The organism is Acinetobacter sp. QJM3NY_42 (assembly GCF_056173745.1).
Window position 1 is genome coordinate 54,678 of the sequence record NZ_CM149689.1, and the last position, 15,807, is coordinate 70,484.

A 15,807-nucleotide genomic window follows, 5' to 3' on the forward strand; every position below is an offset into this window, starting at 1 on the left:
TTAACATATAAGGATAAAGGCTGTTCTATGTTGCAACTCCCTGAATTAAAAATAGCAATTATAGGCCTAGGCTACGTGGGTTTACCTTTGGCGGTAGAGTTTGGTAAAAAAGTACCAGTAACTGGTTTTGATATTCACCAGAGACGTATTGATGAGTTAAAAGCAGGGCAAGATCATACTTTAGAGGTCTCCGCGGAAGAGCTTAAGCAAGCGACCCGACTTACTTATACTGCACAACTTGAAGATTTAAAAGAATGTAATTTTTATATTGTCACAGTACCTACCCCAATCGATGACTTTAAACAGCCTGATTTAACTCCTCTAATTAAAGCTTCCACCAGTATTGGCCAGGTGCTCAAAAAAGGCGATATCGTTGTATACGAGTCAACCGTATACCCGGGTGCGACTGAAGAAGCTTGTATTCCAGTACTGGAGCAAGTATCTGGGCTCAAGTTTAACCAGGATTTTTTTGCAGGTTATAGTCCAGAACGTATTAACCCGGGCGATAAGCAGCACCGAGTTACTAATATTCTAAAAATTACTTCGGGCTCTACACCACAAGTTGCTGAATTTGTAGATCAGGTCTATAACCTGATTATTGAAGCGGGTACTCATAAAGCGCCAAGTATTAAAGTGGCTGAAGCGGCAAAAGTCATTGAGAATACCCAGCGTGATGTCAATATTGCACTGATTAATGAGCTGGCGCTGATTTTCAATAAAATGGGTATTGATACTGAAGATGTATTAAAGGCTGCCGGTACCAAATGGAACTTTCTGCCTTTTCGTCCAGGCCTGGTCGGTGGGCATTGTATTGGTGTTGATCCGTACTATTTAACCCATAAAGCACAGTCTATTGGCTATCACCCTGAAATTATTTTGGCAGGCCGCCGTTTAAATGATGCAATGGGTGCATATGTGGTGACGCAGCTGGTCAAACAAATGATCAGAAAGAAAATACAAGTTGAAGGCTCAAAAGTATTGGTACTCGGTTTAAGTTTCAAAGAAAACTGTCCGGATATCCGTAATACCAAGATTATCGATATCATCAATGAGCTAAAAGAATACCAGATTGAAGTTGATATCTATGACCCATGGGTAGATATTAGCGAGGCACAACATGAATATAATGTTACACCCATAAAGACACTTCAAGATTCAACTTATGATGGAGTAATTCTGGCGGTTGCACATGAAGAGTTTAAAGTCATGGGTGCAGATAAAATGCGTAAGCTAGGTAAAGCAAACCATGTACTGTATGACCTGAAGTATGTGCTTGACCAGTCTGAAGTAGATATCCGTCTGTAATAATAAAGAGAAGAGAGAAGTATGAGCCAATATTATCAAGTATGCGAGCAGTTAAAACAGAACCCTAAAATTTGGTTGATTACCGGAGTGGCTGGTTTTATTGGCTCTAATCTTTTAGAAACTTTATTAAAACTGGAGCAGCGCGTTGTTGGTCTGGATAACTTTGCAACAGGCCATCAGTATAATCTGGATGAAGTACAATCACTAGTCACAGCAGAACAGTGGAATAACTTTACATTTATACAGGGTGACATACGTAATCTGGAAGACTGTCAAAAGGCCTGTACCAATGTAGACTATGTACTGCATCAAGCTGCTTTAGGATCGGTGCCGCGTTCAATTGCTGATCCAATTATGACCAATAGCGCCAATATAACCGGGTTTCTAAATATATTGGTGGCTGCTCGGGATGCTCTGGTTTCAAGTTTTACTTATGCAGCCAGCAGTTCAACTTATGGTGATCACCCGGCATTACCGAAAGTGGAAGAGAATATCGGAAAACCCCTTTCACCATATGCTGTTACCAAATATGTAAATGAGCTGTATGCAGAAGTTTTTGCCCGTACTTATGGGTTCAAGAGTATTGGGTTGCGCTACTTTAATGTATTTGGCAAGCGCCAAGACCCGAATGGTGCCTATGCAGCTGTTATTCCAAAATGGACAGCGGCTATGATCGCAGGGAATAATGTATATATTAATGGTGATGGTGAAACCAGTCGTGATTTCTGCTTTATTGAAAACACGGTTCAGGCCAATATTTTGGCAGCCACTACTCAAAATGATAATGCTAAAAATCAGGTTTATAATGTGGCAGTGGGGGACCGTACCACGTTAAATGATTTATTTAAGGCTATTAAAGCTGCCTTAAATGAAAATAAAGTTTTATACAATAAAGAGCCTATATATCAAGATTTTCGTGCTGGGGATGTACGTCATTCACAGGCAAGTATAGAAAAAATAAAAAATTTATTGGGATATAAACCGGAATTTATAATTTCACAAGGAATTGATCAAGCAATGCCTTGGTATATAAACTTTAGTAAGTAAATATGCTTAATCGAGTTAAGGCATTTAAAAACCGTATAAGTACCAATAAAGATGGAAAAGCTTTAGCTAGTAACTTTGGTTATCTAATGATAATGCAAATTGCTGGCTATATTTTTCCATTAGTCACTATTCCTTATTTGGCACGAGTAATAGGGGTGGAAGGTTTTGGTAAAATTGCTTTTGCAGCAGCAGTAATAGTCTGGTTTCAGACAATTACTGATTGGGGGTTTAGTTATACTGCTACCCGTGATGTCGCACGTAATAGAGATAATTTAGAAAAAGTTTCTGAAATTTTTTCTAATGTACTTTGGGCTAAAATTTTACTCGCTTTAATTTCTTTTATTATTCTTTTTAGTCTTACTGAAATTATTCCTTATTTAAAGAATAATCAAATATTATTATTCATTACATTCATGCTTGTACCAGCTAAAATTTTATTTGCTGACTGGTTTTTTCAAGCTATAGAAAAAATGAAATTTATAACAATTTTTGATTTGATTTCTAAAGTAGTTTTTACAATATGTATTTTTATATTTATTAAAGAAAAGTCTGATTTTATTTTACAACCTTTATTTTTAAGTTTAGGTTCAGCTTTAGTTGGGTTAGTTTCATTTTATCTTATTGTTTTTAAGTGGAATATTAAGATATTATCTCCTGACTATCAGTCAATAATGATAACTTTGAAAAATAGTAAAGATGTTTTTATTAATAACCTTTTACCAAATTTATATAACAGTTTTTCATTAGTATTATTAGGAATATGGGGCGGGAGCGTTGCAAGTGGAATTTATGATGCTGGTAGAAAATTTGTTGGTATCTCGCATTCTTTCATGTCAATTATTATAAGAGTTTTTTTCCCATATTTATCAAGGAGTATAGATAAACACAGTATCTTTGCTAGGATACACTTATCTATAGCAGCTATAAGTTCTTTAATATTATTTTTATTAGCTCCCTATTTAATAAAAATTTTTTTTACACAAGAGTTTTATGAAGCAATTACAATATTAAAGATTTCATCTATTTCAATATTTCTTATCGCCTTAAGTCAAGTGTATGGAACAAATTATCTTATTATTCAGGGGCAAGCCAAAATACTGAGAAATATTACTTTTATATATTCAGTTATAGGATTTATTATTTCATTCCCACTTGTATATATATATAGTTATATTGGAGCTAATATTACATTAGTTTCTATCCAATTCTTGATTGGATTTACAGTTATGTTACAAGCGTTAAAGATTAAGAAAAGTTTAAACTGCAATAAATAGGTTATTAGTGATTTTTATGAGTAATTTTAAAAATATATTGCGCTTATTAAAATATAAGTATGCCCTGTTTTCTCAAACATCTGCATTTAAAAAGAGATATAAGAATATAGATCAATCTTTATTTAATAAAACTTTAGATCAAAATCATCTTGATAATTATATTAAAAAATGGAGTGTATTTGGTTCAAAAGTAGAAACTGACACATTCTTATTATGTTATAACTTATCTGGTATTATTGATTATAATATTATTCCAGAAAATTTTTTCGCTGCAATTATTGAGCCTAAATTGAACAAGTATAAAGGAAAACAACTATCTTTTCTTGCTGTTAAAAATATATATTCTAAGTGGTTTTCGGAGGATAATATTTTTCCTAAAACTTATTTTAATAAAATAGATGGAATCTATTATGATGATCAATTAAAAATTATTGATAATATTAATATATATTTAGAAAAATTTAATTTAGTATACCCTTTAGTTTGCAAGCCAAGTTTAGGTAGTGCTGGTGGGGTAGGTGTAAAAGTTTTAAAAAACTTGGAAGAGGTTAAATCTAATTTAAATTATTATGATAACTTGGTTTTTCAAGAAAAGATAAAACAGAATGAATTTTTAGAAAGGATTAATCCTGGTATGAATAGTATAAGAACATGTTTATACCGTAGAAATAATGGAAAGTTTAAAGTTATAAATAATAGTATACGGTTTGGTGTAGATGGTGGTATGGATAATGAAACTGCTGGTGGTTTAGTCTGTAATATTAATGAAGATGGAACTCTTAATAAATATGCCGTAAAAAAATATTGTGAAAAATTTCTATGCCATCCGAACAGTAAAATGAATTTCTCAGGAATTACTATACCAAATTATAATGAATTAGCGGAAGTGGCAGAAAATATTGCTAATCAAATTCCTTTAAGTAATTTAGTTAGCTTAGATATGTGCTTAGATAGTAATAATCAATGGAGGTGCTTAGAAATAAATTTAGCCTCTCAAACAATTCGATTTGCACAGTACGCTGGTAAATCCTTTTTTGGGGAATTCACTGATGAAATAATTAATAAAGTGGTAGTTTAAAATGAAAATAGCTATTCATCATCAAGAATATAGTTTTTCAGAAAGGTGGATTCAGTATTGTCAAGAAAATAATATTGAATATAAGATTGTAGATGCCTTTCATAATGATATTATTGAACACTTAAAGGATTGTGATGTATTTATGTGGCATCATCACCATACTAATTTTAAAGACGTTATTTTAGCAAAGAAAATATTATTTGCTTTAGAGCATGCAGGTATAAAAGTTTTTCCTAATTTTAAAACAGGTTGGCATTTTGATGATAAAGTCGCACAAAAATATTTATTAGAAGCAATTAGTGCTCCTTTAGTACCAAGCCATGTATTTTATGATAAATACCAAGCTTTAAATTGGGCAAAAAAAACTACATATCCAAAAGTTTTTAAACTTAAGGGAGGTGCGGGTGCTTCAAATGTAAAGCTAGTTAGAAATTATTTACAAGCAAGAGTACTAATTAATAAGGCATTTGGTCATGGCTTTGCACAGTTTGATCGTTTTGGCCATTTCAAAGAAAGACTTAATAAATTTAAAAGTGGTAAAGAGAGTTTTATTGGGATTTTAAAAGGGATTGCTCGAATTTTTATTGTCCCTGAATTTGCTAGACAACAATCTAGAGAAAAGGGCTATATATACTTTCAAAATTTTATACCAGATAATAATTTTGATACTAGGGTTGTTGTTATTAATGGAGAAGTTGCTGCTGCTGAGAAGAGATTTGTGAGGAAGGGTGATTTTCGTGCTTCTGGAAGTGGTGATTTTTCATACGAAAATATTGATATTAAATCAATAGAAATTGCTTTCAATATTGCTAATAAATTAGGACTAAAATCTGTAGCATTTGATTTTATCTTAGATGAAATGAAAAATCCTTTAATAGTAGAGATTAGCTATGGTTTTGGAACAAGTGGTATTAGTAATGTTTTAGGTTACTGGGATAAAAATCTTATCTGGCATGAAAGTAAGTTTAAATTTGAAGATTGGATAATTGAAAATATTTTAGAGTAATGGTTTTAATTATAGATTTTTTATTAAAAAATAGGAAAATCTACTCAGAATATTTTTATTGCTTAATCAGGTTGTATATATCTTAATATATTTTAGATTAATACAATGTAGTATTGACTAACATATGGGTTATTTGCATGAATAAAAAAGTAGCTTTTTTCCTTCCTACACTTGGGGGGGGTGGTGCCGAGCGTACTGTTATTCAGCTTGCTAACAGTTTTACTGATCAAGGTTTAAATATTCATTTGATCGTATGTGATTTAGATGGTGATAAAGCAAAGTTATTACCTGAAGTCAGCGAGAAAATTAAATTGGTGATTTTAGATCGTAGACGTGTAATTAATAGCTTAATACCGTTAAAAATACAATTACAGGCCGAACAATATGATTGTTTAGTTGCCACTCAAACTCATACTAATATTATTGCAGGTATTGCGAAAACATTAGCAGGTGTCAAAACAAGTCTAATTTTCCGTGAAGTTTCTACGCCATCTAAAAATATAAAATTACAAAAGGGGAAAGAAATTTTTTTAAAACTCTTGGTGAATTGGGCTTACGCTAGAGCACAGCAGGTTATTTGTGTATCAAAGGGGGTTGAAACAGATTTTCGTGAATATTACAGTTATAAAAAAAATAATCTCATTACGATCTATAATCCAGTCCTTGATGATGCCTATTTTGAAAAGCTCAAAGCACCTGTTCAACACAAATTCTTCAATGGAAGATATAAAGTTATTTTAGCCGTCGGCCGTTTAACAGAAGCCAAAAATTTCGGTTTTCTTATACGTTCTTTTAGAGCCTTACATGATCAGTATGCTGATACTCGCTTAATTATCTTAGGCGAAGGGGAGCTGCGTGGCGAATTTGAGGCATTGATTCAGAAACTTGGTTTAAATGAGGTTGTTGATTTACCGGGCTTTGCCTTCAATCCTTATGCTTATTTTAAATATGCCTCGCTGTTTGTTTTAAGTTCCAATTGGGAGGGTTTACCGGGTGTTCTCATTCAAGCACTTGCCTCAAAACTGAAAGTAGTCAGTACCAATTGCCCAAGTGGGCCAATGGAAATTTTGGATAATTCTAAATTTGGCCTATTAGTAGAATGCAATGACCATTTAGGTTTAATTCAGGCAATGCAACAGGCAATTTTTGCTGAGTATATTCACTACTCGGATGCACAATTCCAGGCGCATATTCAGCAATTCTATAAAGCAACAGTGCTGAGACAGTACCTTAACCTAATGGAGTTAGCATGATAAAAAAACCGTTGATAGTGCATGTAATCACCAATTTTGATAGTGTTGGTGGAGCAGAAATGATGCTATCGCGTTTAATTCAAAGTACCGAAGATCAATATGTACATGTAATTATTAGTTTAATGAAAGTATCTGACCTCTATCAAAGCACTCTAGACCGATGTGCAGCTTATTATGGTTTAGGCTGGAATGGCATTAATACATTAGGAATAGTTATAAGACTACGTAATTTATTGAAAAAATTACAACCAAAAATAGTACAATGCTGGATGTATCATGCCAATGCCTTGACTAGTTTAAGTGTTTTGGGATTAAAGCAAAAACTAAACGTAATATGGGGAATCCATCATTCACTTGCCTCATATAAAGATGAATCAATCAGTACTAAAATTGCTTTAGGTATAAATAAGATTCTATCTACACAACCAAAAGCAATTATCTATTGTGCCTATTCATCGTTAGAACAGCACCGAGCATTTGGTTTTAACAATATAAACCAACAAGTAATTGCGAATGGAGTTTTTTTAGATCAATTTCAGCCCAGTACCACCCTACATCAACCTGTTACAATAGGCTTTGCAGGTCGCTATCATCCCGCTAAAGGTTATAACTATTTGTTTGAAACGATGGCCTTACTTAAAGATGAAGACATTATTTTTAAGGTTGCAGGTAGTGGTGCAACACTTGATAATCCAGAGGTAAAGGTGTTATTTGAACAGCATCAACTTGATGCTAAAAAAGTACATTTGCTTGATCAAGTTTCTGATATGCCAAATTTTTATAAATCTATTGATGTCTTGTTGATGACCTCTATTACCGAAGGTTTCCCAAATGTTTTAGTAGAAGCTATGGCATCAGGTATTCCTTGTATTAGTACAGATGTAGGAGATGCTAAGTATATAGTAGCAAATGATCATTATATAGTATCTCCTAAAGATACTGATGCTTTAAAGACTGCTGTATTAAGATATTTTCATTTACCTACAGATGAAAAAATAAGATTAAAAAAAATAGTTAGAGATAGAGTTGAGAGTAATTTTTCAATTAAAAATATTTATAAAGAATATAGTAGGATTTGGAATGATTAAAGGGATTTTTTTTAATCTTATTTTTAAGGTAGTTTATTATGGGAACTAATATTGATCCATTTATTAATTTTTATTGGACTCCAATATTAGTCTGTATTTTTACGATTTTTTCTTTAAAAATATGTGAGTATTTTGAAGTTAATTTTAGAAAAAGTATTTTTTTATTCTTTTGGCATTCTATTTTTTGTATTTTTTATTTTTACTATTCACTTATTCAGGGAGCAGACTCAGTAGTATATTATGCGAGAGCTATGAGTAATGAATTAATAGATTTTAATTTTGGAACATCTTTTATTGTTTTAATTACGAGGTTTTTTGTAAATTTAGGATTTTCTTATTTTGATATGTTTTTGTTAAATAACTTCATTGGCTATATTGGATTATTAGCATTCTGTGGAGTAATTCAGAAGGCGATTTATGGTGCAAATAATAAAATAAAGTTTTTAGCTTTAATATTATTATTGTTGCCATCACTTAGCTTTTGGACAACTGCGCTAGGTAAAGATGCATTTTCTTTTATGGCTGTCGGTCTTGCTTTATGGTCGTCATTAGAGTTTAAGAATAGAAAAATATTATTATATTTTAGTATCTTTATAATGTTTATGATTAGGCCCCATATGGGTACTATTATGGCTATTTCATTTGTAATTGCTCTTGTTTTTGATAAGAAAACTAAAATTTATGCAAAAATATTTTTTGGCCTTATATCCTTGATTTCAGTAGCTATAATCCTACCTATTATGTTGAATTATATTGGTCTGAGTGAGTCTGAAGATTTATCAGATGTTGGTGAATATGTCGATAAAAGACAAAATTCTAATTTAGGTGGTGGTAGTAGCTTGGATATTGCATCTATGAGCCTTCCAATGCAAATAATTACTTATTTATTTAGACCTCTACCGTTCGAAGCTCATAGTTTCTTATCACTATTAGCATCTTTAGATAATGTCATTTTGGTTATAATTTTTTTATTAGGTATTATTGCTTATTTTAAGAAGAACAAACCAGTAGTGGATTCAAATAGAATTTTTTTATGGTCATATTTTATTATTTCTTTAATTATATTAGCTACTACCACAGCAAATCTAGGTATTGCTATGCGCCAAAAGTGGATGTTTCTTCCATGTGTTGTTTTCTTACTTTTATCAGTTATCGGAACAAGAAATATTAATTCCTACTGGAATAAAAAATAATGCATTTTTTATTAATTTCAAGTTTTTTACCTTCCGTCTTAAACTTCCGTGGAAAGTTACTCGAAGCGATCCATCAGCAAGGCTATGAAATCCATATTATTGCACCTAATCTGACTTCTTTTTCTGCCGAGCATGAAAAACTACTAAATTTAGGTTATTTCGTACATGAAGTTTCCATGCAGCGTACAGGTACCAATCCGGTAGCGGACTTAAAAACCTTAAGGTGTATGTATACGCTTATAAAGAAAATTAAACCTGATTATGTTCTATGTTATACGATCAAGCCGGTTATATATGGAACACTCGCCGCATGGTTGGCAAAGGTCCCAAATCGATACACCCTAATTACCGGTCTAGGTTATGCATTTCAAAATGTAGAAACTCAGACTAAGCGTAGTGTTTTTCAGAAACTGGTTCATGGTTTATACCAGCAGGCATTGTCGCGCAGTCATAAGGCATTTTTCCAAAACCCGGATGACCTAAAACTTTTTCAGGATTTAAAGCTTTTAAATGCTCAAATACCCACAGTAGTAGTGAACGGTTCCGGGGTTAATGTTGCTGACTTTAATGTATTACCTTTACCTGTCACGGTTGATCAAAAAGTCAAAATATCCTTCTTGCTGATTGCACGTTTACTGGTAGATAAAGGTATCCGTGAATATGCTGAAGCAGCAAAAATCATCAAACATAAATATCCATATGTAGAGTTTAATCTGGTGGGCTGGATTGATGAAAATCCGTCGGCCATTAGTCAGCCAGAACTAGATCAGTGGATTGCCAGTAATACATTAAAATACTGGGGAAAACTCTCTGATGTTCGCCCTGCAATTGCAGAAAGCTCGGTTTATGTTTTGCCATCTTATCGTGAAGGCACACCCCGTACAGTCTTAGAGGCCATGGCAATGGGCCGGGCAATTATTACCACTGATGCGCCTGGTTGTCGTGAAACTGTTACCGATGGCGATAATGGATTTCTGGTTGAAGTAAAATCTGTGGAAAATTTAGTAAAAGCAATGGAAAAACTGATTCTTCAGCCAGAGCTTATTGCTCAAATGGGAAAACGCTCCCGAGAAATTGCACTTCATAAATACGATGTACATCAGGTAAACGCACATATGATGCAAGAAATGGGTTTAATCTAAATGTTAAAACGCTTTCTCGATATTATTATCGCTTCTATTGCCTTAATCCTGCTTTTACCGCTTTATACCTTTGTAGCTTATAAAGTGAAAAAAAATCTTGGCTCACCTGTTCTTTTTCGACAGGTTCGCCCCGGCTTACATGGCAGGCCGTTTGAAATGATCAAGTTTCGCACAATGAAGGATGCAATAGATGCAAACGGGCAGCCATTACCTGATAGTGAACGGTTAACACCCTTTGGAAGAATGTTACGTTCGAGTAGTCTCGATGAAATGCCAGAACTCTGGAATGTGATCAAGGGAGATATGAGTATTGTTGGGCCGCGACCTCTACTGATGGAATACCTCCCACTTTATAGCCCTGAACAAGCCAAACGCCATGATGTACGTCCGGGCATGACCGGCTATGCTCAGGTCAATGGTCGTAATGCCATCAGCTGGGAAGAAAAGTTTAAACTCGATACCTGGTATGTCGAAAATCAGTCGATATGGCTCGACTTTAAAATCATGTTTAAAACGGTACATAAAGTTTTAGCAAAAGATGATATCAGTGCTAAGGGTGAAGCGACTATGACACGTTTTACGGGCTCACAAAATAAGGACGAAATATGATGACAACTTTATATATTGGTATTTATGGTGCAAGTGGTTTTGGTAAAGAAGTTATGCCATTGGTTCGCCAACAATTTCCAACCTTAGCCAAAGATAATTTTGTTTTTATCGATGATGGCCAAGCTGGCACTAGTTTAAATGGCTATGTCGTTTTAAGTTATCAGGATTTTCTCGCTATACCAAATATCCATAAGGCTGTAACTATTGCTATCGCAAACAGTCAAGTTCGTGAAAAACTGGTTCAATGTTTAAATGAGGACCAGGTACAGCATCTAGATATTCATGCAGGCAATACAGTTATTCTGGATGAGGTTCATATTGGTGAAGGGAGCTTACTTTGTCCTTTCACCTGTCTGACATCCAATATCAAAATTGGAAAATTCTTTCATGCCAATATTTATAGCTATGTCGCTCATGACTGTGTAATTGGAGATTACGTGACTTTCGCGCCTGGCGTTAAGTGTAACGGTAATATTCATATTGAAGACCATGCCTATATTGGAACAGGTGCAGTAATTAAACAGGGTACACCAGACCGCCCTCTGGTCATTGGTAAAGGTGCTGTAGTGGGCATGGGGGCAGTAGTTACAAAAAGTGTACCTCCTGGGGTTACTGTCATTGGAAACCCGGCGCGTATACTTGAAAAGAAATAATTTTTTTTAATTTTTTATTATCATTTAATTTTAGGTCGTACCATGCTAAATACTGCATTTGAACCATGGCCAAGCTTTACTCAAGAAGAAGCCAGTGCCGTCTCTCAAGTTTTGCTCTCCAATAAAGTCAATTACTGGACAGGCCAGGAATGCCGGGAATTTGAAAAAGAATTTGCACACTATACCGGCACCAAATATGCAATTGCACTCGCCAATGGTACGGTCGCACTTGATCTGGCATTAAAAGCTTTAGGTATCGGACCGGGGGATGATGTGATTGTCACCTCACGCACTTTTCTGGCCTCTGCCAGTTCAATTGTCACAGCCGGTGCTAATCCTGTTTTTGCCGATGTCGAGCTGGATTCACAAAATATTTCCCGTGCTACGATTGAAGCTGTTTTAACACCAGATACCAAAGCAATTATCTGTGTGCATCTGGCGGGCTGGATGTGTGATATGGACCCTATCATGCAACTGGCTGCTGATAAAGGACTATATGTAATTGAAGACTGTGCGCAGGCACATGGTGCACAGTATAAAGGCCGGCCAGCCGGTTCCATCGGTCATATTGCGGCATGGTCATTCTGTCAGGATAAAATTATGTCCACAGGGGGTGAAGGCGGTATGGTCACTACCAATGATGAAGCGCTGTGGAAAAAAATGTGGTCTTATAAAGATCATGGCAAGAACTTTGACAGTATTTATCACAAGCAGCATCCACCAGGCTTTCGCTGGGTACATGATTCATTTGGAACTAACTGGCGCATGATGGAAATGCAGGCAGTCATTGGCCGGATCCAGTTAAAAAGAATGCCAGAATGGACCAGGAAGCGAACTGAACATGCTCAAAAAATTCTAGATACCTGTGCACAAAGTCAGTATTTTTCTGTACCGAATCTACCACCTGAGTTTGTACATGCTTACTATAAATGCTATGTACAGGTGAAGCCAGAAAACCTGCCAAAAGGCTGGGACCGTAACCGGATCATGCAGGAAATTAATACCCTGGGCGTTCCGTGTTTTAGTGGTTCATGCTCAGAAGTGTATCTTGAACATGCATTTGATCATACACCATGGCGACCGGCTGAGCGTCTTCCACAAGCAAAGCAGTTGGGCGAGACCAGCTTAATGTTTTTAGTGCATCCGACTTTAAGCACTGAAAATTTAGTTAAAACAGTTGAAGTGATTCAAAAAGTCATAAAAATGATGAATACCTGATCGTTGTTGAAGCTAATATAAAATTAACGCACATGTTGGCTCTTTTTTGTTTTCATATTTCATGTTTATTGTAGTACTCGGGTAAAAAATATTTATTTATCAAAAGCAAAGGCGTATAAAGATTTGCATTTGATGAAATAATTCATACTAGAAGATCATCGTGAAACAACTTATTTTTAAACTTGCATCAGCTCCCCGACTTATTAAACAGGGTTTTCTAGTCTTACTGGATCTAATTGTCTTTCCGGTACTCCTGTGGCTCTGTTATGCCATTCGCCAATTTGACTTGAGTGTTGAGGTAGTACCTGGCCTAGATCATGGCGCTTTCTTGGTAAGCATTATTGGAGTCATCTGTCTGGCAATCTGCGGTATTTACCGTTTTATTGTACGTACCTTCAATGAATTTTTTATGGTCAAGCTGGCACTTGCCATGCTGTTAATGATTGGCACACTTTATGCCTTGGCCTATTTTTCTCCTGCTTTTATCCCGATGTCTATTCCTTTTATGTTCGGCTTTATGATGTTTGGCTGGGTATGGTTTAGCCGGGCAATCATCCGTTTTGTCATTAAAGGTGCTTTACAATCTGGTTTGGGACGTAAACGTATTGCGATTTATGGAGCTGGTTATGCCGGCCAGCAGATTGCCGCAGCATTATTTCGTTCAGATGAACACTTACCTGTATTTTTTATAGATGATAAAGCAAACTTGCAGGGTCATATTGTTGGAGGCCTGTGTGTCTATTCTATTCAAAAGGCACTTGAGCTTCTTAAAAAATATCATATAGAAGAGATTTTAATTGCTATTCCTTCGGCTAGCCGGGTCCGTAAAAGCGAAATTATTAAACAGCTGGAACCGGCACGGCTTAAAATTACCGAGCTTCCAGGCCTGACTAAGCTGGTAGATGGTGATATTAAAATCGCCGATATCCGTGAAGTAGATATTATTGACCTGCTTGGCCGCGATCCTGTGCCGCCAATTGATCACCTTCTGGCTAAAAACATTCATAATAAGGTAGTTATGGTGACTGGGGCAGGTGGGTCAATCGGCTCGGAATTATGCCGCCAGATTATTAAAAACCAGCCTTTACGTCTGGTAATTTATGAATTAACCGAGTTTGCCCTGTACAGTATTGATAAAGAACTGCGACTGGCGACCCAATGCGAGATTATTCCAATTCTAGGGACCGTGCTCGACCAGCAGAAATTGGAACGGGTAATTGAACAGTACGCAGTACAGACGGTTTACCATGCTGCAGCCTATAAACATGTGCCACTGGTCGAATGTAACCCGATTGCCGGTCTTAAAAATAATGCGATTGGTACGGCCAATAGTCTGAATGCTGCCATTAAAAAGGCTGTAGAAACCTTTGTACTGATCTCAACCGACAAGGCAGTCCGCCCGACAAATGTAATGGGGGCATCCAAGCGCATGGCAGAGCTATACTGTCAGGCAATGGCAGAAGAACAGACCCAGACCCAGATCAGTATCGTGCGCTTCGGTAATGTATTGGGCTCATCTGGTTCAGTAGTACCTCTGTTTAAACAGCAGATTGCTAAAGGTGGTCCGATTACTGTGACCCATCCTGAGGTTACCCGTTATTTTATGACTATTCCTGAGGCTTCACAGCTGGTAATTCAGGCCGGGGCACTCGGTACAGGTGGCGATGTATTTTTACTTGATATGGGGGAGCCGGTACGGATCCAGGATCTGGCACGGCAGATGGTATCTTTAAGTGGTTTAACAGTTCGTGAACAAGATACAACCGAAGGCGATATAGAGATTCGCTATAGTGGTCTGCGCCCAGGTGAAAAATTATATGAAGAATTGCTGATTGATCATGACAATACACAAATTACAGAACATAGCCGTATTTTAAGGTCATTTGAAAAACACTATACCTTTAGCGAGCTGTTACCTGTATTTGAACGTATTAATAACATGACAGCTATTCAGACTGATATTGACTGGGCACTTGGCCAGCTTGAATATTATGTTGATGGTTATAAACGCAGTGGACTTGTTTCAGTAAACTAAACTTTGGAAATAATATGCAGATTAAAAAAGCGATTCTTCCGGTAGCGGGACTGGGAACCCGCTTTTTACCCGCCAGTAAGTCTATTCCTAAAGAAATGGTAACTGTTGTTGACCGCCCGGCGATTGAATATGTGGTACGTGAAGCAGTAGAGGCTGGAATTGAAGAAATTATTCTGGTAACCCATGCGTCTAAGGGAGCTATTGAAAATTACTTTGACCGTAATTTTGAGCTCGAAACCACGTTAGAACAAAAAAAGAAGTTTGACCTGCTAAAAGAAATTACTGAAATTATTCCTTCTCATATTAGTGTTATTAGTGTACGCCAGCCACAGCCACTCGGGCTGGGTCATGCTGTGCTCTGTGCCAAAGCAGTAGTAGGGAATGAACCTTTTGCTGTTCTGTTACCTGATGTTCTGGTGAAAAATGAGAAAGGTATAAATGATCTGGCACAAATGATGCAGCGTTATGAGACTGCACAGGCTGCCCAGATCATGGTAGAGGCCGTACCGGATGAGCTGGTGGATCAGTACGGTATTGTTGAGGTCTCTCTTCTACCTGAAGCAGGGCAAAGTATAGCCATGCAGGGAATTGTTGAAAAACCTGCAGTTGGTACAGCGCCCTCTAATCTATCCGTGATTGGCCGCTATATTTTACCGGCAGAGATTATGCAGCTGCTTGAGCAGACGCCCAAGGGTGCCGGTAATGAAATTCAGTTAACGGATGCGATTGCGCTTCTACAGCAGAAACAGGCAGTAGAAGCTTACCGGATGCAGGGACAGACTTTTGATTGTGGTAGCAAGTTGGGTTACCTCAAGGCAGTGTTACATTATGGGGTTAATCATCCGCAGCTGGGTACAGACTTTAAGGCATTAATTCAGGAACTTAATTTTTAAAGCAGGAGGCACT

14 protein-coding genes are annotated in these 15,807 nt (G+C 36.2%); all 14 read left to right on the top strand.

Annotation, left to right across the window (positions count from 1 at the left end; genetic code table 11):
* Positions 1-27: 27 nt before the first annotated feature.
* The 14 genes from tviB to galU all read left to right on the top strand — a co-directional run bounded on the left by tviB (position 28) and on the right by galU (position 15,794).
* On the top strand, positions 28-1,305 hold the full coding sequence (gene tviB / locus AC0VYT_RS00255) for a Vi polysaccharide biosynthesis UDP-N-acetylglucosamine C-6 dehydrogenase TviB (RefSeq protein WP_039900987.1): 1,278 nt from the start codon (positions 28-30) through the stop codon (positions 1,303-1,305).
* A gap of 21 nt (positions 1,306-1,326) precedes the next feature.
* A complete protein-coding gene (locus tag AC0VYT_RS00260; RefSeq protein WP_196432102.1) occupies positions 1,327-2,352 on the top strand; it encodes an NAD-dependent epimerase/dehydratase family protein in 1,026 nt (341 codons plus the stop codon).
* A gap of 2 nt (positions 2,353-2,354) precedes the next feature.
* Positions 2,355-3,626: an oligosaccharide flippase family protein gene (locus tag AC0VYT_RS00265; protein WP_196432101.1), complete on the top strand. Its 1,272-nt coding sequence runs from the start codon at positions 2,355-2,357 to the stop codon at positions 3,624-3,626.
* A gap of 16 nt (positions 3,627-3,642) precedes the next feature.
* Entirely contained in the window at positions 3,643-4,704 is a 1,062-nt protein-coding gene (locus AC0VYT_RS00270) for a sugar-transfer associated ATP-grasp domain-containing protein (protein WP_248130417.1), read from the top strand.
* Between the two features lies 1 nt (position 4,705).
* The gene (locus tag AC0VYT_RS00275; protein ID WP_196432065.1) at positions 4,706-5,710 is read left to right on the top strand and encodes an ATP-grasp domain-containing protein; all 1,005 of its coding nucleotides are present in this window, start codon (positions 4,706-4,708) and stop codon (positions 5,708-5,710) included.
* A gap of 137 nt (positions 5,711-5,847) precedes the next feature.
* On the top strand, positions 5,848-6,963 hold the full coding sequence (locus AC0VYT_RS00280) for a glycosyltransferase (RefSeq protein WP_196432066.1): 1,116 nt from the start codon (positions 5,848-5,850) through the stop codon (positions 6,961-6,963).
* Complete coding sequence (locus tag AC0VYT_RS00285; protein WP_227592509.1) at positions 6,960-8,051, top strand: glycosyltransferase; 1,092 nt, start codon at positions 6,960-6,962, stop codon at positions 8,049-8,051. Before AC0VYT_RS00280 ends, AC0VYT_RS00285 begins: the two co-directional genes overlap by 4 nt.
* Before the next feature lie 38 nt (positions 8,052-8,089).
* The gene (locus tag AC0VYT_RS00290; protein WP_196432067.1) at positions 8,090-9,244 is read left to right on the top strand and encodes a hypothetical protein; all 1,155 of its coding nucleotides are present in this window, start codon (positions 8,090-8,092) and stop codon (positions 9,242-9,244) included.
* Positions 9,244-10,386 carry a glycosyltransferase family 4 protein gene (locus AC0VYT_RS00295; protein ID WP_196432068.1) on the top strand — a complete coding sequence of 381 codons (1,143 nt, stop codon included), beginning with the start codon at positions 9,244-9,246 and terminating at the stop codon, positions 10,384-10,386. The genes AC0VYT_RS00290 and AC0VYT_RS00295 overlap by 1 nt, the downstream gene beginning before the upstream one ends.
* The gene (locus tag AC0VYT_RS00300) at positions 10,387-10,995 is read left to right on the top strand and encodes a sugar transferase (protein WP_196432069.1); all 609 of its coding nucleotides are present in this window, start codon (positions 10,387-10,389) and stop codon (positions 10,993-10,995) included.
* Positions 10,995-11,648: an acetyltransferase gene (locus AC0VYT_RS00305; protein ID WP_039901001.1), complete on the top strand. Its 654-nt coding sequence runs from the start codon at positions 10,995-10,997 to the stop codon at positions 11,646-11,648. The genes AC0VYT_RS00300 and AC0VYT_RS00305 overlap by 1 nt, the downstream gene beginning before the upstream one ends.
* A gap of 42 nt (positions 11,649-11,690) precedes the next feature.
* Positions 11,691-12,866, top strand: coding sequence for a DegT/DnrJ/EryC1/StrS family aminotransferase (locus AC0VYT_RS00310; protein WP_005404726.1), 1,176 nt, complete (start codon positions 11,691-11,693; stop codon positions 12,864-12,866).
* Positions 12,867-13,026: 160 nt separating this feature from the next.
* On the top strand, positions 13,027-14,901 hold the full coding sequence (locus tag AC0VYT_RS00315) for a polysaccharide biosynthesis protein (protein WP_005404727.1): 1,875 nt from the start codon (positions 13,027-13,029) through the stop codon (positions 14,899-14,901).
* 14 nt (positions 14,902-14,915) lie between these two features.
* Complete coding sequence (gene galU, locus AC0VYT_RS00320) at positions 14,916-15,794, top strand: UTP--glucose-1-phosphate uridylyltransferase GalU (RefSeq protein WP_005404728.1); 879 nt, start codon at positions 14,916-14,918, stop codon at positions 15,792-15,794.
* The last annotated feature ends 13 nt before the right edge of the window (positions 15,795-15,807 follow it).